Origin of the sequence: Pseudomonas sp. FP2309 (assembly GCF_030687575.1) — a bacterium.
Lineage (GTDB): Bacteria > Pseudomonadota > Gammaproteobacteria > Pseudomonadales > Pseudomonadaceae > Aquipseudomonas.
This window is the reverse complement of sequence record NZ_CP117439.1, coordinates 2450198-2470706: the sequence shown is the minus strand read 5'-3', so window position 1 is coordinate 2470706 and position 20509 is coordinate 2450198. Positions and strand designations below refer to the sequence as shown.

At 61.6% G+C, this 20509-nt stretch carries 20 protein-coding genes and 1 pseudogene; 6 read left to right on the top strand and 15 right to left on the bottom strand.

All coding sequences use genetic code 11. The features are described 5' to 3' along the window. Positions 1-133: 133 nt before the first annotated feature. The 3 genes from PSH59_RS11280 to PSH59_RS11270 all read left to right on the top strand — a co-directional run bounded on the left by PSH59_RS11280 (position 134) and on the right by PSH59_RS11270 (position 1053). Complete coding sequence (locus tag PSH59_RS11280) at positions 134-400, top strand: hypothetical protein (protein ID WP_248082639.1); 267 nt, start codon at positions 134-136, stop codon at positions 398-400. Between the two features lie 114 nt (positions 401-514). Further along, positions 515-745, top strand: a complete 231-nt coding sequence (locus PSH59_RS11275; RefSeq protein WP_248082640.1) for a hypothetical protein — start codon at positions 515-517, stop codon at positions 743-745. A gap of 71 nt (positions 746-816) precedes the next feature. Continuing rightward, entirely contained in the window at positions 817-1053 is a 237-nt protein-coding gene (locus tag PSH59_RS11270) for a DUF2789 domain-containing protein (RefSeq protein ID WP_248082642.1), read from the top strand. Between the two features lie 5 nt (positions 1054-1058). On the opposite strand, the gene PSH59_RS11265 is transcribed toward PSH59_RS11270, so the two are convergent. The 14 genes and pseudogenes from PSH59_RS11265 to iolC form a co-directional block, all read right to left on the bottom strand. After that, positions 1059-1262, bottom strand: a complete 204-nt coding sequence (locus tag PSH59_RS11265) for a hypothetical protein (RefSeq protein WP_305395068.1) — start codon at positions 1260-1262, stop codon at positions 1059-1061. Positions 1263-1378: 116 nt separating this feature from the next. Beyond that, complete coding sequence (locus PSH59_RS11260; protein WP_370694419.1) at positions 1379-2608, bottom strand: methyl-accepting chemotaxis protein; 1230 nt, start codon at positions 2606-2608, stop codon at positions 1379-1381. A gap of 548 nt (positions 2609-3156) precedes the next feature. After that, the gene (locus PSH59_RS11255) at positions 3157-3561 is read right to left on the bottom strand and encodes a TraR/DksA C4-type zinc finger protein (RefSeq protein ID WP_003191666.1); all 405 of its coding nucleotides are present in this window, start codon (positions 3559-3561) and stop codon (positions 3157-3159) included. A gap of 336 nt (positions 3562-3897) precedes the next feature. Then, a complete protein-coding gene (locus tag PSH59_RS11250; RefSeq protein WP_248082647.1) occupies positions 3898-4920 on the bottom strand; it encodes an ABC transporter permease in 1023 nt (340 codons plus the stop codon). 58 nt (positions 4921-4978) lie between these two features. After that, a complete protein-coding gene (locus PSH59_RS11245; protein WP_305395066.1) occupies positions 4979-6532 on the bottom strand; it encodes a sugar ABC transporter ATP-binding protein in 1554 nt (517 codons plus the stop codon). Positions 6533-6597: 65 nt separating this feature from the next. Beyond that, a complete protein-coding gene (locus PSH59_RS11240) occupies positions 6598-7527 on the bottom strand; it encodes a sugar ABC transporter substrate-binding protein (RefSeq protein WP_305395065.1) in 930 nt (309 codons plus the stop codon). A 48-nt stretch (positions 7528-7575) separates the two neighbouring features. Further along, on the bottom strand, positions 7576-7752 hold the full coding sequence (locus tag PSH59_RS11235; RefSeq protein ID WP_305395064.1) for a hypothetical protein: 177 nt from the start codon (positions 7750-7752) through the stop codon (positions 7576-7578). A 127-nt stretch (positions 7753-7879) separates the two neighbouring features. Continuing rightward, positions 7880-8908 (bottom strand): Gfo/Idh/MocA family oxidoreductase, encoded by a 1029-nt coding sequence (locus PSH59_RS11230; RefSeq protein ID WP_305395063.1) that lies wholly within the window; start codon positions 8906-8908, stop codon positions 7880-7882. 73 nt (positions 8909-8981) lie between these two features. Next, on the bottom strand, positions 8982-9992 hold the full coding sequence (locus PSH59_RS11225; RefSeq protein WP_305395062.1) for a Gfo/Idh/MocA family protein: 1011 nt from the start codon (positions 9990-9992) through the stop codon (positions 8982-8984). 20 nt (positions 9993-10012) lie between these two features. Next, positions 10013-11944: a 3D-(3,5/4)-trihydroxycyclohexane-1,2-dione acylhydrolase (decyclizing) gene (gene iolD / locus PSH59_RS11220; protein ID WP_305395061.1), complete on the bottom strand. Its 1932-nt coding sequence runs from the start codon at positions 11942-11944 to the stop codon at positions 10013-10015. A 100-nt stretch (positions 11945-12044) separates the two neighbouring features. Continuing rightward, positions 12045-12146, bottom strand: a pseudogene (locus PSH59_RS26295) (xylose isomerase); the annotation flags it as partial. A 23-nt stretch (positions 12147-12169) separates the two neighbouring features. Next, positions 12170-12958 carry a 5-deoxy-glucuronate isomerase gene (gene iolB, locus PSH59_RS11210; RefSeq protein WP_305395059.1) on the bottom strand — a complete coding sequence of 263 codons (789 nt, stop codon included), beginning with the start codon at positions 12956-12958 and terminating at the stop codon, positions 12170-12172. Further along, complete coding sequence (gene iolE, locus PSH59_RS11205; protein ID WP_305395058.1) at positions 12955-13848, bottom strand: myo-inosose-2 dehydratase; 894 nt, start codon at positions 13846-13848, stop codon at positions 12955-12957. The genes iolB and iolE overlap by 4 nt, the downstream gene beginning before the upstream one ends. An 89-nt stretch (positions 13849-13937) precedes the next feature. Further along, entirely contained in the window at positions 13938-15875 is a 1938-nt protein-coding gene (iolC, locus tag PSH59_RS11200; RefSeq protein ID WP_305395057.1) for a 5-dehydro-2-deoxygluconokinase, read from the bottom strand. Positions 15876-16159: 284 nt separating this feature from the next. On the opposite strand from iolC, the gene PSH59_RS11195 reads away from it, so the two are divergent. After that, complete coding sequence (locus PSH59_RS11195) at positions 16160-17068, top strand: MurR/RpiR family transcriptional regulator (protein WP_248082671.1); 909 nt, start codon at positions 16160-16162, stop codon at positions 17066-17068. A 163-nt stretch (positions 17069-17231) separates the two neighbouring features. Here the strand turns inward: PSH59_RS11195 and PSH59_RS11190 are convergent, their stop codons facing one another. Then, complete coding sequence (locus PSH59_RS11190) at positions 17232-18131, bottom strand: hypothetical protein (protein ID WP_305395056.1); 900 nt, start codon at positions 18129-18131, stop codon at positions 17232-17234. Between the two features lie 288 nt (positions 18132-18419). On the opposite strand from PSH59_RS11190, the gene PSH59_RS11185 reads away from it, so the two are divergent. Continuing rightward, positions 18420-19103: a response regulator transcription factor gene (locus PSH59_RS11185; protein ID WP_005787712.1), complete on the top strand. Its 684-nt coding sequence runs from the start codon at positions 18420-18422 to the stop codon at positions 19101-19103. Then, positions 19081-20475 carry a HAMP domain-containing sensor histidine kinase gene (locus PSH59_RS11180; RefSeq protein WP_248082673.1) on the top strand — a complete coding sequence of 465 codons (1395 nt, stop codon included), beginning with the start codon at positions 19081-19083 and terminating at the stop codon, positions 20473-20475. The genes PSH59_RS11185 and PSH59_RS11180 overlap by 23 nt, the downstream gene beginning before the upstream one ends. Positions 20476-20509: the final 34 nt, after the last annotated feature.

Below are 20509 nucleotides of genomic sequence, written 5' to 3'. Positions count from 1 at the left end.
CGTGTACAAACGAAAACACCTCGGTTTGGAACCAGGTGCCACGCGCAGACGACAATACTAAAACAGCAACAGGGGTCAAAACCACCCGAAACACTGCTGGTGTGCCAACAAGATCAATCGACAGGAGCTGACCATGCAACGACGTCAACACGACGCTACGTCTTCCCGCGCTCGTTCATCCTGTCAGGACGAACGCCAATACTACTGCTTGCACAGCCCCAGCGGGTACTCCAATTCCGTTCTTTACCAAGTTGTACCTGCCGGGCGCAATTTCTTTCATATCCTTGAAGTGAACAGCGGCAGGATCAAAGGTTTTCGCAGCGACCACATCCAAGCCTGCGAGCTGGCCAGACAGTTGGAAGCCAACCTGTCTGGAGGGATCGTTTCGTCAGCCGGGTGAGTTTACTGCGCCGCCGCCCCTCAACAACTGCCATACTGGCCCGTCCATTGAAGTTTGCCCCGTGCGGGTCAGGTTTCATCAGTGCAGTTAGTTACCTCGAAGGGAAGGCGATACGTGACGGAATTTGATATTGGCGAATTTTTCATTCATGGCGACGCAAGGGAAGTAGACGGTGAATTTCAAGCCGTGATCGTGATGCGCGCCAAGCCGCCGCTGACCACCGTCACAACGCACCAAGTGGAAAAGGACCGTTGGTTCAAGACCCTGGAGACTGCCGCCAGCGCCGGGAAAGAATCCGCCCTGGCCCTCAAGACTGCCGTGGATTCAGGGGCCCTGACTTCCTGAGACACCGATCGAACTCTGTCACGCTCCAGGCCTCCCATGCATACCACCTTCAAAACCGCAGGGAGAACTACATGGACGCGCCGATACCTACGCTCGAAACCTTATTTGATCAACTGGGCCTGGAGTCGACGCCCGAAGCTATCGACGCCTTTATTGCCGCGCACCCACTGAGTGACGACGTCAAGCTCATCGACGCACCGTTCTGGACGTCGCAGCAGGCGCAGTTTCTCAAGGAGGAGTTACGCGAAGACGCCGACTGGGCCATCGCGGTGGATGAGCTGAACCAGCGCCTGCATCAAGGCCAGTAACGCACTCAGTGCAGGCTGCCTGACCGTTCCAGGCGCAACTGCGCCTCCCAGGCAGCCTTGCAAGCATGCGCTTGATCGCGGCTGGCGAACGCGGCGCCGCGCTGCTCACCGTCGAGCAGCACCACCCAACAGGCGTTCTGGCCCAGCGCGCGCAGGGTTTCGGGGACGCCACTGCCGATAATCACCGCGACATCGACTTTGTTTTGCATAACACTTCTCCGCAATTCGTTAGCTGGCTAACAATGCGCGACATGCTACGACGTTCCATTAATGCGAAAAAGCGATCCCGCGACATAGCTTCGTTGCATAAACAGCAACAATTCCCTCAGACGCCCTTGGCGCCCTCAGGTTTATACCCCAGGCGCAACCCGCCCCAATGACGTCCCCTGACCATGATCGGTACCGACAGATCGTGCATCAGCTCGCCGGTATCGCGGGTGTAGGTCTGCAACAACACCGCTTGCTGATGGCTGCCGCAGCGGATCCCGGTACGGTCGTCGAACTTGCGCTTGGTGCGGTTTTGCACCGCATCGACCTGGGCATCACCGGTCAAGGGCTGGGAAAAGGCCTTGTTATGGGTAGGCACATAACCCTGTTGCGTGCAGGCGATGGCGAACACCAGCCCCTCATGGCGCGGCAACAGCGCTTCCTGAATCGCCGGCAGCACCTGATCGGTATAGCCGTCGAAGCGAGTGTGGTATTTGCTCGGATGGGTATTGGCAATCGGCGTGTAACTGCGGTCGAACAGGTCGTCCAGGCTGATACGATTTTGCAGCACGTCGGCCTCGAATTGCGCCGCAATGCGACTGGCCCCTTCGCGCGCCAGGTCGTAAACCCGCTGGTGATAGTCATCCAGCCCGACCGCCGCCAGGCGTTCACTGATGGTTTCGGCCTGCCCTTCCATTTGCACGGCGGCGTCGGCCAGTTGGCGGGTCTGCTGGTCACTCACATCGAGGTCGCTGCGCATCTGCTCCACGGCGTGGAACAGGCTGTCGAGCTGGAGGCGATTGGTGTCGGCGCCCTGGGCGATTTCATTGACCTGCACTTCCACATTTGCCGCCAGGCTGGCGATGCTGTGCAACTGTTCGCCGGCGTGTTCCACCTGCTCGACACCGGTGTTCAAGTCCGCCGACAACTGGCGAATCTGCTCCACCACCTGAGCCGTGCGCTGCTGGATATCCGCCACCATCACGCCGACCTCATCGGTGGCCGTGGCCGTGCGGCCGGCCAGCCCGCGCACTTCATCGGCCACCACGGCGAAGCCGCGCCCATGTTCGCCGGCGCGCGCCGCCTCAATCGCCGCGTTAAGCGCCAGCAGGTTGGTCTGGCTGGCGATGGATTGGATCACCAGGGTGACGCGCTGGATTTCTTCGCTGCGCTGGCTCAACGCCTCGATCAACTGGCGACTGGCGTTGGCACGCTGGCTGAGCTGGTGCATGCGGGTGATCGACTGGGCCAGCACGTCACGGCCTTCGGTACTGCGCTGATGGGCCTGGCTGGCAGCTTCCAGGGCGTCGCGGCTCAATTTCGAGGTGACTTGTTCGGTACCGATCATCACTTCGGCGCTGCTGACAATCTGTTTGGCCGCGCTCAGTTGCGATTGCACGCGGGCCGCCAGTTGCTTGACCGAATAGGCCACGCCAGCGGCGGACAGCGCGTTATGGCTGGTGGTATAGGACAGGTCGCGGGTCAGGTCGCCGATGGCATCGGTGGCCGCTGTGTGCATTGTTGCCGGTTTGGGCGCTCTCAGGCGGGGCAGCCAGATCACCAGCAAGGCCAATGGCAGGCAGAGGTAGATCGGCAGGCTGGCGAGGGCCAGGCCCAACAGTATCAGCACCAGGGCGGTGCTCTGCATAAGCGGCGTGAGCCAGCCGGGCAACCCGCGCACCACCGGTTGCGGTGGCACAGCTGCGCCCATCAGAGTTCCGTCTCCAGCCATCGTCGTTACCCCCACTGCTTGTCATTGTTGTTCCTGCATTTAACGCCACTATCGGGCCATTATCCATGGGCCTTTAGTGGGGTACGTGCAATAGATCAATAGACGGGGCGTAACGTGTCTTTCTTTGGGGGACCGCTTCAACAATCCCCCCAAACTTCACCGCATCAGGCTTGGCGCTGGTGCTTGTCGATCTGCTCGTGGCGCTCTTGGGCTTCGATGCAGTACTTGGTGGTAGGGCTGATCAGCAGGCGCTTGAGGCCAATAGGCTCGCCGCTGTCATCGCACCAGCCGAAGGAATCTTCCTTGATGCGTTCCAGTGCACGCTCAAGCTGCGGCAGCATGCGCTGGTCGCGGTCGATCGCATTGACCAGCCAGGTGCGCTCTTCTTCCACGGAAGCAGCGTCAGCCGGGTCAGCCGGGGTGTCCAGGCTTTCAATGGCGATACGGTTCTGTTCAATGCGCTCGTGGTGTTCCACTTTCATGTCTTGCAGCAACTTCTCAAAAAAAGCGTGCTGTTCGGCATTCATGTAGTCATCCGCCGGCATGGCCAGCAACTTTTCCTTTGTCATTGATTTCTCTATAAAAAATACGTGCATTAAGGCGAATAAGGGAGCGTTCCGGCCGACCTGTGCAGGCCTCGGAACGGCGCCATCCATTCCAAGCGCCACCCGGCACTCAATTTACGAGGGGCGGCAGTCTAAGGCCGACTTGAGGGCGCAGCAACTGAAAAGACAGGCATTTTTTCCGATACAACCCCAAAAGGCACCAGGACGGGCTTGGCGAACGGTCATCGGAGTGCGTTTATAGCAGGAAAGTTCGTAGAGCAGCTATATGGGATGAGCTGCAAGCTACAAGTGGCAAGTGGAGAGCTTTAAAGCGTGCCACTTGTCACTTGCCGCTGCCACTCATCGCTTGAGCTTGCGCTTGTTGCGGTATTGGTCGATCACCACTGCCACTACGATGATCAAGCCCTTGATGATGTCCTGAATATAAGCATCCACGCCGACGAAGGTGAAGCCGCTGGCCATCACCCCGAGGATCAGCGCGCCGATCACCGTGCCGGTGATGCGCCCTACCCCGCCCGCCAGGCTGGTGCCGCCGATGACCGCCGCCGCGATCGCATCCAGCTCGTAGGACATGCCCATACCCGCCTGGCCGGTGGCGGCGCGTGCCGAGGCCACGACGCCGGCGAGGCCCGCCAGGAGGCCGGCGATGCTATAGACGATGATCAGGTGGCGCTTGACGTTGATCCCCGAGGTCCGCGCCGCCTGCATGTTGCCGCCGATGGCGTAGGTGTATTTGCCGTACTTGGTGTAGCGCAGGGCGATATGGAAGATCACCGCGACGACCAGAAAGATGATCACCGGCATCGCGCCATGGCCGATCGCCGTGTAGGAATCGGAGAGCATGCTCACCGGCTGGCCTTCGGTGTAATAACGCGCCAGACCACGGGCCGAGACCATCATGCCCAGGGTCGCAATAAACGGCGGGATCCCCGTGACTGCAATGATGCTGCCGTTGATCGCCCCCGCCAGCAACCCCACACCCAGCCCCATCGCCACCGGAATCCATACCGGCAGGTCGGTGAGGCTCGGGAACACGGCGCGGGAAAAGTCGGAGGTCTGCGCCAAACTGGCGGCGATCATCGCCGACAGTGCCAGCACCGAGCCGGATGACAAGTCGATCCCGGTGGTGATGATCACTTGGGTCACACCGATGGCCAGCAGGCCGATGATCGAGACTTGCAGGATCATCAGCACCAGGCGCTGAGCGTTCATCAAAAAGCTCTGGTCGCGCACGATCCAGCCGAACAGCTCAAACACCAGGCCAATACCGATCAACACCAAGAAGATGCTCAGCTCGGTGGGCAGGCGCCGCCGCTGCTTGACCGGGGCCGTGGCAGGCTTGTTGTCTGTTATTGCGTTCATAGCCAATCACCTTTTTATTCTATGGCGCGGACCAACCGCAGGCCCGCACGGCTGTTCGTCAGTGGACCGCGGTCATCCCGGAGGCCAAGTGCATGACTTTTTCCTGGGTCGCGTCGGCGCGGTCCAGGGTGCCCATCAGTTCGCCTTCATGCATCACCATTACCCGGTCGCTCATGCCCAACACTTCGGGCAGCTCTGAGGAAATCATGATCACCGCCATGCCCTCGCTGGCGAGGAAGGAGATCAAGCGGTAGATCTCGGCCTTGGCCCCGACGTCAATGCCACGGGTCGGCTCGTCCAGGATCAGCAGGCGCGGGTTGGTCATCAGCCAGCGCGCGAGCAAGGCTTTCTGCTGGTTGCCGCCCGACAGCGTGTCGATGCACTGCTCCAGGGACGGGGTTTTGACCCGCAGCTTTTTGCACATGTCTTCGCACAGCGCGCGCAGGGCTTTCTGCTGGATAAAGCCGTTGTCCGAATAGTGCGGCAGCACAGCCATTTCCATGTTTTCCAGCACCGACAGGCAGGGGAACAGGCCACTGAGCTTGCGGTCCTCGGTCAACAGCGCAAAGCCTTTTTCGATGGCCATGTGCGGGTCGCTGATGCGGACCGGCTGACCGTCCAGCACGATCTGCCCGCCGTCGCTTGGGGTGATGCCAAAAATGGTTTCCGCCACATTGGTACGGCCCGAGCCCATCAGCCCGGCGATACCGAGAATCTCGCCGGCATGCAGGTCGAACGACACGTCCTTGAACACGCCGTCCAGGCGCAGGTCGCGCACCGACAGCAGCAGCTCGCCGATGGGCGTCTCGCGCACCGGGAACAACTGGCTCAGCTCACGCCCCACCATCATCGAGATCAGGCTGTCGCTGTTCATGCTGTCGGCACGTTGCAGGCCGATATAGTGACCGTCGCGGAACACGGCCACTTCATCGGCGATGGCAAACACTTCGTTCATTTTATGCGTGATGTAGACGATGCCTTTGCCCTGGGATTTGAGGTCGGCAATGATCGAAAACAGGTGCGCCACTTCCTTTTCGGTAATGGCCGAGGTGGGCTCGTCCATGATCAGGATGTCGGAGTCGTAGGACACCGCCTTGGCAATCTCGACCATCTGCCGCTCGGCGATGCTCAGGTTGCCGACCTGCTCTTCCGGGTCCAGATTAATCCGCAGGCGCGCCAGCAACTCGGCGGTGCAGCGGTGCATTTCGCGGTGGTTGACCATGTGCAGGCTGTTGAGCTGCTCGCGGCCGATCCAGATGTTCTCGGCGATGCTCATGTGCGGCATCAGGTTGAGTTCCTGGTGGATCATGGCGATCCCGGCCTTTTGTGCCGCCAGCGGCGTCTCAAAGACGATGGGCTCTCCGCGCAGGCGAATTTCGCCGGCGTCGGGCTGGTAGATGCCAGCGATGATTTTCATCAAGGTCGATTTGCCCGCACCGTTCTCCCCCATCAGCGCCAGCACTGTGCCGGGGCGCACGCGCAGTTGCACGTCGGCCAGGGCCACGACGCCGGGAAAGCCTTTGCTGATATTGACGATTTCCAGCAGGTAGGGTTCGTCCAGCGGCAGGGGCTGGATACCGAGGGGCTGCGAGACAGCGGCTTGAGCGAGCATAGGGCGGTACTCCATCGGCAGGGCGGGCACGACCGCCCTGCCGGCTTATTGTTGTTATGTCAGGGCTACTTGAAGTCTTTGACGTTGTCCGGCGTGATCAGCTGGAACGGGATCACCACGTTCTGCTCGATGGGCTCGTTCCTGGCCATCTTGCGCGCGGTGTCCACCGACTTGTCCGCCTGACCCTTGGCGTCCTGGAAGGCCGATACCGTCATGTCGCCCTTGGTGATCGCGTTCAGGCCGTCCGGCGTGCCGTCGACACCGGCGATCAACACGCCTTTCTTGCCCGCTGATTTCAGGGCCATGGACGCACCGATCGCCATCTCATCGTTGTTGGCCAGCACCGCCTGGAAGTCGCGGCCCTGGGTCAGCCAGTCGTTGACCAGGGTCATGCCCTTGTCACGCAGCCAAATGCCGGTTTGCTCCTGTTCGATCTTGATGCCTGGGTACTTGGTCAGGACTTCTTTTACGCCCTTGGTGCGGTTGGTGGTGGAGTTGTTCGCCAGATCGCCGAGCAAAATCACGATATTGCCCTTGCCGCCGAGCTTCTCGGCGATGTACTGCATTTGCAACTTGCCGGCTTCCACGTCATCGGAGGTCACCGCCGCGACACCGGGGGCCAACGTCGCGCTGTCGGGACGACGGTTGACGAACACCAGCGGGATTTTCGCCGCGGTGGCGGCCTTGATGATATTGGCCGTGGAGGCAGTGTCCACCGGGTTGACGATGATCGCATCGACTTTCTGGCTGATGAAATTCTCGACCTGGCTCAGTTGTTTCACCACATCGGCGCGGGCGTCTTCGAACTGCAGCTGCACGCCGTCACCCTTGGGATAAGACTTGGCTTGTTTGTCCATGTCCTCACGCAGGTAGGTGAGAAAGGTGTCATCGAAGGCGGACATACTCACGCCTATCTTCAGATCGGCAGCCGAGGCCACACCACTGGCGAGCAGCATGGACAAGGCCAGCGCGGTAAAACGAATCGGGGTCTTCATGAACGGTCTGTCTCCACTTTCTTGTTGGTTTTTTGGACGTTGCGTTTATCAGAGCTCGGCGGGCAGTCGGACGACCGGTGCGCCTGGAATGCAGCAGACCAGCGCGCCGTGGTTTTCGACGCACAGCACGTTAAGGAAGGAAAAGTAGAACGGCCGGGCGCGGGGCAGATCGCGTGGCGTGTGGGCAGGGCGTAAAACTCGCAGTACAGCGTTGAAGATTTTCATCTGACGGTACCTGGTTGTTTTGATCTTGTTTTTGTTGAGTCGCCGGGATCGAGTCCGCGACGTACTTTATGCAACCTGGAAAAGACTTTATTGGAAAATAATTTCCATATCAACCTGTTTTAGAATTTTATTCTATTTTTGTTGAAACCACCTGCTGGCGCTCGGCGCTCAGGCGTGCGGCGTCCAATATACGGGTAGTTTCCAGCGCTTCATACGCGTCGACCGGCAAGGCCCCCTGCCCTTGCACAGCGGATTGCAACTGCCGATAAAACTGCGTCCAGCAGCCTTTCTCCGAAGGCACCCGCTCGCGGTCCGCGCCATGCTCAAACCAGCCCCAGCGCCGGTGCTCTTCTGCGCCCCAGTGCTCGCCCTCGGTTTTCGGCGACTTGCCGGCCATCAGCGCCTCTTCCTGGCCATCGAGCCCCTCGACGGTGTAACACCCCAGGCTGCCGCTTACCCGAAACCGCGGGGCCTGGCTGTTTTGCAGGGCATTGCCCCACAGGTGGGAAATCACCCCGTTGGCATGGGTCAGCGAGACGAAGAACCCATGGTCGACGCTGGGATGTTCGGCGGTGTAATGCAGTTGCGCGAACACCCGGTCCACCGGGCCGAACAATTGCAGCGCCTGGTCCACCAGATGGCTGCCCAGATCGCGCAACCAACCGCCACCGCTGGCATTGCCGACCGCTTGCGGGCTGAAGCGCTCCACGCGGGATTCAAAACGAGTGATGGTGCCCAGGGCCCCGGCGTCAATCAGTTTGCGCAGGGTCAGGTAATCCGAGTCCCAGCGCCGGTTCTGGTACACCGTCAGCAGTACGGCATGACGCTCAGCCGCCGTGATCAGCGCCTGGGCCTGTTCGGCGTTGGCCGCGAAGGGTTTGTCGCTGACCACCGCCAGCCCGTGTTCGATGGCTTCGAGCACCAGGGCCGGGCGGCCTTTAAGGGTGGTGGAAATCACCAGGGCGTCGACACCGGCCTCGACGATCTGGCCGATGGAGTCGAAGGCCTGGAGGCCGGGATGATCGTTCGCCAGTTGCTGGCGGCGTTCGGGTGAACGTGTGACTACGCCGACGAAGGTTGCGCCCGGCAATGTGGCAATCAGCGGCGCATGAAAAAAGCGCCCTCCGTGGCCGTAGCCGACTAGTCCGATTCGCATGACTTATTCCTTCTTTGACATGGAAACCCAATCAACGGTGGGAAGGAGCTTGCCCCTTCCCACACTGATCGCCTTAACCGTAAAAACGCGGACGATCCGGCAGGCTCACCTTGACGATCTGCTCAGTGCTTTGCGCCTGGATACACGCATCCGCCGCCACCGCTGCCGCAAATCCATCCCACGCCGACGGACCGCCGACCTGCCCGGCGCGCACGCTATCAATGAAGGCCTGCAACTCAACGTCATACGCCCCGATAAACCGGTCCTTCCAGTCCATCAGAATCGCGTTGGACAACTTCGCGCCACTGCGCAGTTGCACCTGGGACGGCTCCGGCAACTTGGCGATACCGGTCTCCCCGACCACTTCACACTGGATGTCGTAGCCGTACTGGCAGTTCACAAACACTTCCACGTCGATGCGCGTGCCTCTGGCGGTTTCCAGCAGCACGATCTGCGGGTCACGCAGGTGGGCCAGGGCCTTGCTGGTCTTGCGCGGGAACACCACCTGCACCGAAACATAATCGTCGTTGAGCAACCAACGCAGTACATCCAACTCGTGGATCAGGGTGTCGGTGATCGCCATGTCGGTCTTGTAGTTCTCGCCCACCTTCGGGTTGCGGTGTGCGCAGTGCAGCATCAGCGGCTCGCCGATCTGGCCGCTGTCGATCACGGCTTTGAGGGCGCGATAGCCTTCGTCATACGGGCGCATAAAGCCCACCTGCACCAGGCGTTTACCGTGGGCCACCTCGGCCTCGACGATCTTGCGGCAGCCTTGGGCAGTGACGGCCAAGGGTTTTTCACAGAACACCGGTTTGCCGGCGGCGATGGCGGCAAGCACGAATTCTTCGTGGCTCGGGCCCCACGAGGTCACCAGCACGGCGTCCACCTGCGGCGAGTGGATCAGCGCGTGGCCGTCCGGGTACACCTCGGCGTCCAGCTTCAGCTCAGCGACGACCCTGGCGGCCTGCTCAAGGTTGATGTCGGTCACCGCCACCACCTGGCTGTTGAGCAGGGTCTGGCTGCACCGACGGATATGGTCACGGCCGATGGCACCGGTACCGATCACTCCAAGCTTCAACGACATACAAACACTCCTCTTGTTATTTAGTACTGCCGGGCCTTCGCCAGGTGCTCATTGAGTTTTTTCGCTGCAGTTTGAGTCCGTTCGCGGGTGGACACCTGCGCCACGCCCACCCGCCACCACGACAGGTAGCCGTGGATCATGGTTTTGGGCAGTACCTTGATGTCGATCAGGGTCGAAACGGTTTGCGTGCGAGCATCGGCCAGCGCCGCTTCGAGCTGTTCGACGGTGCTGACCTTGTAGGTCTTGCAGCCATAGGCCGCCGCGCTCATGGCGAAATCCACCGGCACCAGGCCGCCGTCAAGCTTGCCGCTCTCGGGGTTGCGGTAGCGGAACTCGGTGCCGAAGCTGTCCATGCCATTGCCGATCTGCAGGTTGTTGATGCAACCGAAGGCCATGTTGTCCAGCAGCACCACGTTGATCTTGCGCCGCTCCTGAATCGAGGTGGCCAGCTCCGAGTGCAGCATCATGTAGGAGCCATCGCCGACCAGCGCATACACCTCCTTGGTCGGCTCGGCCAGCTTCACGCCCAGGGCGGCGTTGATCTCATAGCCCATGCACGAGTAGCCATATTCGACGTGGTAGGTGTTGACGCCTTTGCTGCGCCAGGCACGCTGCAGGTCACCGGGCAGGCTGCCGGCCGCGGCGACGATGATTGCGTCGTCGGCCAGACGGGCGTTGAGCACACCGAGCACGCGACTCTGGGTCAGGCTCGAGCCGGTCAGCTCGATAAATTCACGCAGTACCGCGCGGTCCAGGTGGTCGTCGACTTCAGGCACGAAATCATCGCCGTGGTATTCGACCTGATGGACACGGTCCACCTCTGCCTCCAGTTGCGCCTTGGCGTCGGCGATCTGCTCACCCCAGCCGGCGCGGTAATCGCCCAGGGCATCGGCCAGTGCTTCGAGGGCGAGCCTGGCGTCGGCCACCACCTGCACGCCGTCGAGTTTCACCGCGTCGCAGGGGCTGATATTCAGATTAAGAAACCTCACCTCGGCATGCTTGAACAGCGACTTGGACGAGGTGGTGAAGTCGGTATAACGGGTGCCGATGCCAATGATCAGGTCGGCCTGCGGCGCCAGCAGGTTGGCCGCAAGGCAACCGGTCTCGCCCAGGCCGCCCACGTTCAACGGGTGGCTGGACACCACCGCGCTCTTGCCCGCCTGGGTTTCGGCGAACGGGATATCAAAGCGTTCGGCAAAGGCCTGCAGCGCGGCATTCGCGCCTGAGTATTTCACCCCGCCGCCGCAGATGATCAGCGGTTTGCGCTTGCCGCGAAACGCCGCCAACGCATCGCTGATCATTGCAGCGGTGGCCGGGCGCCGGTCGATGCGGTGCACGCGCTTTTGCAGGAAATAATCCGGGTAGTCCCAGGCTTCGGCCTGCACGTCCTGGGGCAACGCCAGGGTCACGGCGCCCGTTTCCGCCGGGTCGGTCAACACCCGCATCGCATGAATCGCGGCGGTCATCAGTTGTTCGGGACGGTTGATACGGTCCCAATATTTGCTCACCGAGCGGAACGCGTCGTTGGTACTGATGCTCAGGTCGTGGAACTGCTCGATCTGTTGCAGCACCGGGTCGGGCTGGCGACTGGCGTACACATCGCCGGGCAACAGCAACAACGGGATGCGGTTGGCGGTGGCGGTCGCCGCGGCGGTCAGCATATTGGCCGCGCCGGGGCCGACCGACGCGGTGCACGCGTAGATTCTGCGCCGCAGGTGCTGCTTGGCAAAACCGATGGCCGCGTGGGCCATGCCCTGCTCATTGCGGCCCTGATGCACCACCAGGTCACCGCTGTCCTGCTCCAGCGCCTGACCCAGGCCCAGCACGTTGCCGTGGCCGAAAATCGTGAACACCCCGGCGACGAACTTGCTCTGCACGCCATCGACTTCGATGTATTGGTTATCCAGAAACTTCACCAGGGCCTGGGCCATGGTCAGTCGGGTTGTGGTCATGTCGCGCCCCTTAACGTTTTTGCAGGTGGGCAATGCTCGCGCCCAGGGCCTGTTGGATATCCGCCAAGCGCATGCGGCGCAGGGCAGACGCTTGGAAGCCGAGCCCATCGCGCCTGAGCGCGGCCGCCAACGGGATAAAGTCCGGCAGGGACAGGCCTGGGGCAACCATACGGTTCAGGGCAAAACGTAGCGGCGACTTCATTGTTGTTCTCCGTCCAAAACCGCTTAAAGGTCCAGCAGCCAGCTGTGCTGCGGGTCATTGTGGAAATGCCAGGCGCGCTTGGGCCCGGCCATCACGTTCAGGTAGTAAGACTCGTAGCCGTACGGCACGCTGACCGGGTGGTAGCCCTTGGGCACCACCACCAGGTCACTGTTTTCCACGGCCATGGCCTCGTCGAGGCTGCGGTCGTCGGTGTACACCCGCTGGAACACGAAGCCCTGGGGTGGGTTGATCTGGTGATAGTAGGTCTCTTCCAGAAAGCTCTGGTGCGGCAGGTCATCGGTGTCGTGCTTGTGCGGCGGGTAGCTCGACGAGTGCCCGGACGGTGTGCGCACTTCCACCACCAGCAGCGAATGGGCCGGTGAGGTATCGGGCAGGATGTCGCACACATAGCGGGTGTTGGCGCCTTTGCCGCGTACGCTGCGCTTGCAGTCTTCGGGGCGAATCAAGCGTGGCGCGTAACCACCCGCGCCGGGCGCGGCGCACACGGCGATCTGCACGTCGCTCAACGCCGTGACTTGGGCCGTGGTGCCAGGCGGCAGGTACGCGGCGAACGGCGACTTGTCTTCGAACACCGACTGGCGATCACCGAGGTTCTGCCAGGTGAAGCCCTCGCCTTCGATCGTCACGCGGCCGCTGAGCAGCACCACGCACAGCTCCTGATCACCGGCGGTGACCGGCAGGGTTTCGCCAAGGCTCAGGCGGTAGGCGGCAAAGCCTACGTATTCCAGGCGCCCCTCTTCCAGGGCGACCATGGTTTGCCCGCGTTTACTGCTCTTTACCAGCAAGCTCATGGTTTGGTCCTCTCGTTGAGAAGCGCACGCAACGTGTCATAACCCTTTTTTGCATAGATATAGCTGGGCGCCACCGCCGGGTCCTGCTCGGCCTCCACTACCAGCCAGCCTTGGTAGTTGGCGGCGAGCAGCACGTCCAGCAGTTCGGCAAAGTCGATATCGCCATCGCCGGGCACCGTAAAGGTGCCGTTGACGATGCAGTCGGGGAAGCTCCACATCTGGTTGCGCGCCAGTTGCACCACCGGTTTGCGCACATCCTTAAAGTGCACATGGCAGACGCGCTCGATGTGTTTGCGCAGCACCTGGAGAGGGTCGCCGCCGCCCATGTAACAGTGGCCCGAGTCAAACAACAGGCCGACTTCCGGGCCCGTTCGCTGCATCAGTTGGTCGATGTCTTCGGGGGACTCGACGTAGGCGCCCATATGGTGGTGGTACGCCAGACGCACGCCCTGTGACAGGGTGAAGCGCGCCAATTCCGTGAGCTTGTCGGCATAGTCCTGCCAGGCCTGCTCGCTGTGAAAGCGCGGGCGCTCGATCAGGCGAATGCGCGAACCCTGGATCGAATCGGCCACCTCGCCGTACACCAGCACCGTGGCGCCGTTCTGTTTCAACACGTCGACATGGCCGGCAATCGCCTCGATCTCTTCGGCCACCGAGCGTCGCGCCAGGCGGCTGGAATACCAGCCGGAGACCAGCGCCAGGTCATAGGGGCGCAGCACATCGCCCACGCCTTTGGCGTCCTTGGGGAATTTGCCGTTAAGTTCAAAACCTTCGTAGCCGATCGCCTGGCCCTCGCTCAAAGCGGTGCTCAGCGGCGTTTCACCACCCAGGGCCGGCAGGTCGTCGTTGCTCCAGGAGATCGGGTTGATGCCAATTCGAATTGCGGGCATGGCTGCACCTTTTGTTTTTATCTGACGTAAGCCTGGTTAGATCGGCGTTGTGTGGGAGCGGGCTTGCTCGCTCCCGCCTTTGAGCCTGTTTACTTTCGCGCGCTGCGCCAGGCGGCAATGAGTTGCTCGAAGGTGGCCTGCACCTGCTGGATCAGGGTTTCGTCATCGATCTCCCCCGCCATCCACGCCTTGCTCGGCGCCTGGAAAATCGTGCGCCCCACGGCAAACCCACGGCAAGTGGTGCTCAGGCGTGCTTGACGAAAGCCTTCGGCAAGGCACTCTGCCGAGGCATTCAAGCCCAGCAGCACCACGCCACGGCAGTACGGATCACGCTCGTGAATCAGCGCGTCAAGCTTTTCCCACTCCTCGGCCGACTGCGCTTCGATCTTCCACCACGCCGGGTAAATGCCCAGGTTGTAAAGGCGCTTGAGGCTGCGGTAGAGCACATCGGGGTAAGTGGACGGGTGCTCCTTGGGCGGGATGACTTCCAGCAGCAGTTCATGGCCGCTTATCAGCGAAGCCTCGTACACCGCCTTGAGTTGGGCTTCCTGCTCCAGGCGCAGCAGCGGCTCGTCGTCTGGATGAAATTGCACCAGGCACTTGATGATCTGCTCCTGGGGCCAGGCGATCAGGTTGCTACCAATCGAACGGCCGTGCTCGAAGGCCAGGGGCCGTGAGTTCTGCACCTCCACCGGACGTGCGATCCACCAGCCACGGCCGCTGGCGGCGTTGAGCGCGTCCTGGCCAAAGCGCTGGTCAGCCAACAGGCCCACATCGGCGTCGACACCCTGATCGGCGAGCTTTGTTTCCACGCGTTCGATGGCCTGGATAAACAGCTGCTTGATAGCGCTGATACGGGTCGGGTCCTGGCCACCGCGTTGCGCCAGGTCGACCAATTGCCAACGATGATCGAAGGCGAAGATGAACAACTGCTTCCACGCCTTGCGCGGCACCGTGACACGGTGCAGACGTTGCAGGGTCACGTCCTGGTCCGGGCGGGTGATCGGCACCGGGCTGTTGAACAGGTACTCCAATTCGGCGGAGGTCGGCATGGCGGGTGCGCAGGCGTGGCGCGACACCACCAGGCCACCGCAGGCGTTGGCCAATTGGCTGCAACGCTCATCGCCGGCGTCGTTGAGCCAACCGCTGAGGAAGCCCGACATGAACGCATCGCCGGCGCCCAGCACGTTGAGCACCTCGACGCGCACCCCAGGGTAGATCGCGCCGTCTTCCAGGCGCGCGGGAATCGCACCGTGAATCACCGTGCAGCCCTGCGGGCCCAGCTTGACCACCAGGGTGGCGGGCGTGAGTTCGCGCACAGTCCGCAGCGCGCCAAGCAGGTCTTCACTGCCACCGGCGATCAGGAACTCCTCTTCGGTGCCCACGATCAGGTCAAACCGCGGCAGGATCTTCTGCACATGCGCGCTCACATTCTGGTCGGCGACAAACCGCGTTTCGCCGTCAGCCTTGCCCGCCAGGCCCCACAGCACCGGGCGATAATCGATGTCCAGGACGCGCTTGACGTTGTGTTTGGCGGCGTACTCCAGGGCCTGGATGCTGGCCTTGTACACGCTGTCGGTGGAGAAATGCGTGCCGGTGATCAGCAGCGCTTTGCTCGAAGCGATAAAGGCTTCGCTGATGTCTTCGGCGCGCAGCGCCATGTCGGCGCAGTTTTCGCGGTAGAACACCAGCGGGAAGGTTTCGCGGTCTTTGAGGCCGAGCAACACCAGGGCGGTGAGGCGTTCCGGGTCGACCTTGATCCCGCTGACATCGCAGCCTTCACGGGCCAGGGATTCCACCAGAAAGCGACCCATATGGTCGTCGCCTACCCGGCTCAACATCGCCGACTTGAGCCCCAGCCGCGCCGTGCCGAAAGCGATGTTGGCGGAAGAGCCGCCGAGGTACTTGGCAAAGCTGGACACGTCCTCAAGCCGCGCACCCACTTGCTGTGCGTAGAGGTCGACGCCCAGGCGCCCGAGGCAAATCAGATCCAATTGACGCCCACTGGCAAAACGAGTCTGGCCCATGCTGGCTCCTGTTATTTTTATCAGCCTGCGTTGTGCCGCCGTGGCGACGGCAAACGCTCTTGGTGGATGCAGACTAGAACGTCCGGCTGCGGCAATCAATATTTATTCCAGAATTATTTTTAGTGGAATATTTTTTCCAATACGTTGGCATAATGGCCCACCAGCCACCGTGCATCGTTTCAGCAGGCCACGGCGGCCGTGATGCCGGGGTATTTTTTTGCGCCTACCCTGTAGACTTGCGCCACCCATCAGCGCATCAGACGAACACGCCAGAAGGATTGCCCATGTCCCGCACCGATCCCGAGACCACACTGGAAGCCCCGCTCGCCAGCCCTCCGATCAATGCCGAACGCCTGTTGCAGCTGATCACCGACGAATACGAAAGCCTGCCGCGCCAACTCAAACGCATCGCCAGCTATATGAGCCAGCAAAGCGACCGGATCATGGTCGACCGCATCAGCGACATCGCCCGCGAATGCGAAGTGCACCCCTCGGCCATCGTGCGGTTCTCCCAACGCTTTGGCTTCAGTGGTTTCAGTGAGATGCAGGCGTTGTTTCGCGAGGCCTACACCCACAAGACCACGCCGGTGCAGAACTATCAGCAACGCATCCGCAGCATGATCGCCAACAAATCGCAGAAGGCCAGCGGCGGGGACCTGGCGCGCGAGTGTGTCAACGCGACGCTGTCGGGCATTGAGCGCCTGGGGCTGGAACTGGATGACGTGGCATTCGACAAAGCCGTGGACCTGGTGGTCAACGCCGACAATATCTACGTGGTCGGCGTACGCCGTTCCTTTGCGGTGGCCGACTACCTGGTCTACAACCTGCAGCACACCAACAAACGCATCCATCTGGTCTCGGGCCTGGGCGGCAGCTACCGCGAGCAGATGCGCAGCGTGCGCGCCAATGACCTGGTGATCGCCATCAGCTTCACGCCCTACGGCAAAGAAACCCAGCACTGCCTGCGCATCGCCCAGCACCACCAGGCCAAGACCCTGATCATCACCGACAGCAACCTCTCGCCCCTGGCCAAGCGGGCCAACGCGGTGCTGTTGGTTAACGAAGGGTCATCGTTCGCCTTCCGCTCGTTGAGCGCCACCCTGTGCCTGTGCCAGGCGTTATTCATCGCCGTGGCCTATCGGTTGGAATTGAAGGTGGATGAGATTCACGAGCAGGTGGGGTTTGACGACTGACGCTCGGTTACCGCAAATAAAACGCGGGAGGGGGATTGCCCCCCTCCCGCATCGGACCGAGATGGCCGCGGTATCAATGCATGAAAATGGCGATCAGGATAATTACCGGGATCGGCACGCCGAGGAACCACAGAAGTAATGAGCGCATGGTGTTCTCCTTGAATTAACGAACGTAGGTTTCGGTCTCGACGTACACCACGGCATCGCGACGACGACCGCCGAAGGTTGCGGCGAAACTGGCGAAGAAGGCGCCGATCAGCAGTGCAACAAATGTCCACAGCGAGGTATAGGCGGCGACTTTGGCGGCTGTATCCGCAGCTTGCTTGGCTTTGAGCTTGGCGTCTTCGACGGCTTTACGGGCATCGCCGTAGACCTTGTCGATACGCGCCTCGGCCTGGCTGAGGTTGGTGCGCTGGCTGATCAACTGCGCCAGGTAGGCACGGTCTTCGGCGGCAAGTTGGCCGTCGTTGCTCAGGGTGCGGGTGAAGATGCGCGCGACCACACCATGGGCCGCGTCATCGCTGACCGCCACGGGGCGGTCATCGCGAAACAGGCTGTCGACGTAGTAGTCGAAGTCGCCGCCGTTGACGCCTTTGGCCGCACTGCCCGCCGCTTGCGTCATACCGCTGGCCGCGCCCGCCGCGACACTGGCACCGGCTTTCACACCCCCACTGACGACGCTGCTGACCGAACCGACGACCAATACCGCGGTGATCAGCGTAGCCACTGCCCAGGCCAGGAAGCCATGGGCCGTGTCGCGAAAATACACCTCATCGCCGTGCATGCCCGCCCACTTCACCCGCAAACGGCCGGCGATGTAACCGCCCAGACCGGAGGCGACGATCTGCGTAAACGCCAGCCAGATAATCGTGGATATGCCCAGCCCTTTGGCGCTGATACCGCTGTCCGCCCACGGCGACACCGCCGAAAAACCCAGGCCGAAGCCCAGCAGCACCAAAATCAGCGACAGTGCAGCCGCCGCAGCGGCCCCGGCAAAGATCGCCCCCCAGGAAACCCCGGAGTGCGTGCTCGACGCTTGCAGCGTGGATGAGGATGTGATCATTGTTATCGTACTCCCGGCAGGAAAGATGGTGTTACAAGTCTCAAAAGGGACAGTGCAGGCACCGTGCCAGTCGCCAAAAAATAAATACCGTTATTTTTCAAAACGTTAGATATTTTGAACTTACCCATTCCATGCAAGTTGCAACACCCGCCCATCGCAGGCGTGCGATATGCATTCCCCTGAAAAACATCGGGCTGCCTGAAACATGAAGTTTTATTTAGGAAGCGTTCAGCCATTTCTTGGCAAAATGCCCTCACTTCTAGTGTGAATCGCTCACCAGGTACTCCTATGACCCGCATTTTGACCATCGAGGATGACGCCGTAACGGCCCGCGAGATCGTCGCTGAGCTGAGTAGCCATGGACTGGACGTAGATTGGGTGGACAACGGCCGCGAAGGCCTGGTCCGTGCTGTGAGTGGTGATTACGACCTGATCACCCTGGACCGCATGCTGCCCGAACTGGATGGCCTGGCCATCGTCACCACCCTGCGCACCATCGGCGTGTCGACGCCGATCCTGATGATCAGCGCCCTCTCCGATGTGGACGAACGTGTGCGCGGCCTGCGCGCCGGCGGCGACGACTACCTGACCAAGCCATTCGCCTCCGATGAAATGGCCGCCCGCGTCGAAGTGCTGTTGCGCCGCAAAAGCACGGTCAAGGAGTTCGAAACCGCCCTGCGCGTGGCCGACCTGGAGCTGAACCTGATCAGCCGCGAGGCCAGTCGCGCCGAGCAGCCGCTGACCCTGCTGCCCACTGAATACAAACTGCTGGAATTCCTGATGCGCAACACCGGGCAGATCCTGTCGCGGATGATGATCTTCGAGGAAGTCTGGGGTTATCACTTCGACCCGGGCACCAACCTGATCGACGTGCACATCGGTCGTCTGCGCAAGAAAATCGATCCACCGGGCCTCACGCCGTTGATCCGCACGGTACGAGGTTCGGGTTATGTCATTGCTGAACCCCTCTAAGGGCTGGCGCTCTTCCAGCAGCCGCTTGCTGGCGCTGTACAGTTCGCTGTTCGTGGCCTGGAGCTGCATCCTCATGGGGGTGCTGTATTACGAGGTGTCGGGCTACCTGAGCGACCTCTCGCGCCATTCGCTGATGCAGCGTCAGCACTTGTTCCAGCGCTTCGACGGTGAAGAATTGGTCGACGCGCTGACCACCAGCATGACCTTCGACATGAAAGGCGTGGACGCCTACGGCCTGTTCGACGAGCAATTTCGCCCCTTGAGCGGGCCGATCCGCGCGGTCCCCCCCGACCTGCCGCTGGATGGCAAGATCCACGCCCTGGCCAATTGCGTCGACTCCGACGACCCCAAACTGCCCAAAGACAGCTGCGACGCCGTGGCCACCCACACCGAAGACGGCCGCTGGCTGGTGCTGGTGCGGGCCAACGGTTCGCTGTTCGGCGTGACGCGGATCATCTGGCATGCGCTGCTCTGGGCATTGTCCCTGACGATCATCCCCGGCGCCGCCGGCTGGCACCTGCTGCGCCGCCGTCCGTTACGGCGGATTCGTGGGATCCAGGCCAGCGCCGAAGCCATCGTCGCCGGTGACCTCACCCACCGTTTGCCGCTGTCGGACCGACGCGACGAACTGGATATGCTCGCGGCCATCGTCAACGCCATGCTCGACCGCATAGAGAAGCTGATGAACGAGGTCAAAGGCGTGTGCGACAACATCGCCCACGACCTGCGCACCCCGCTGACCCGCTTGCGCGCGCAGCTTTACCGCATCAAGCAGCAGGCCGAACACGACTCGGCCCATGCCGTGCAACTGGACGACGCCATCGCCGAAACCGACACGCTGATGGCGCGCTTTCGCGGGCTGTTGCGCATCTCGGAACTGGAAGACCACCAGCGCCGCTCGGGCTTTTTGCTGATGGACCCGCTGCCGCTGCTGCGCGAGCTGCATGACTTTTACCTGCCCCTGGCCGAAGAAGGCGAACTGCATCTGGTGCTGGACGCGCCCGACTCCCTGCCCTGGATCACCGGCGATCGCGCGTTGCTGTTCGAAGCCCTGGCTAACCTGCTGAGCAACTCGATCAAGTTCACCCCACCGGGTGGCGAAGTGATTCTGCGCGGTGTCAATGACGCCGGCAGCACGCGCATCGAAGTGCACGACTCCGGGCCTGGCATACCGGCAGCAGAACGCGCTGCCGTGTTCCGGCGTTTTTACCGCGTGGACGAAGGCGACCAGCGAGGTGGCTTCGGCCTGGGCCTGTCGATTGTCGCGGCGATCATCAACTTGCACGGCTTCAAGCTGGAGGTGGGTACCAGCGCGCGAGGGGGCGCGCGCCTGATCCTGGAGTGCCGCCAACAACTGATGCCCGAAGCCTGAGCCATCCAACGCGAAAGCCAGTGAGGGCAACGTG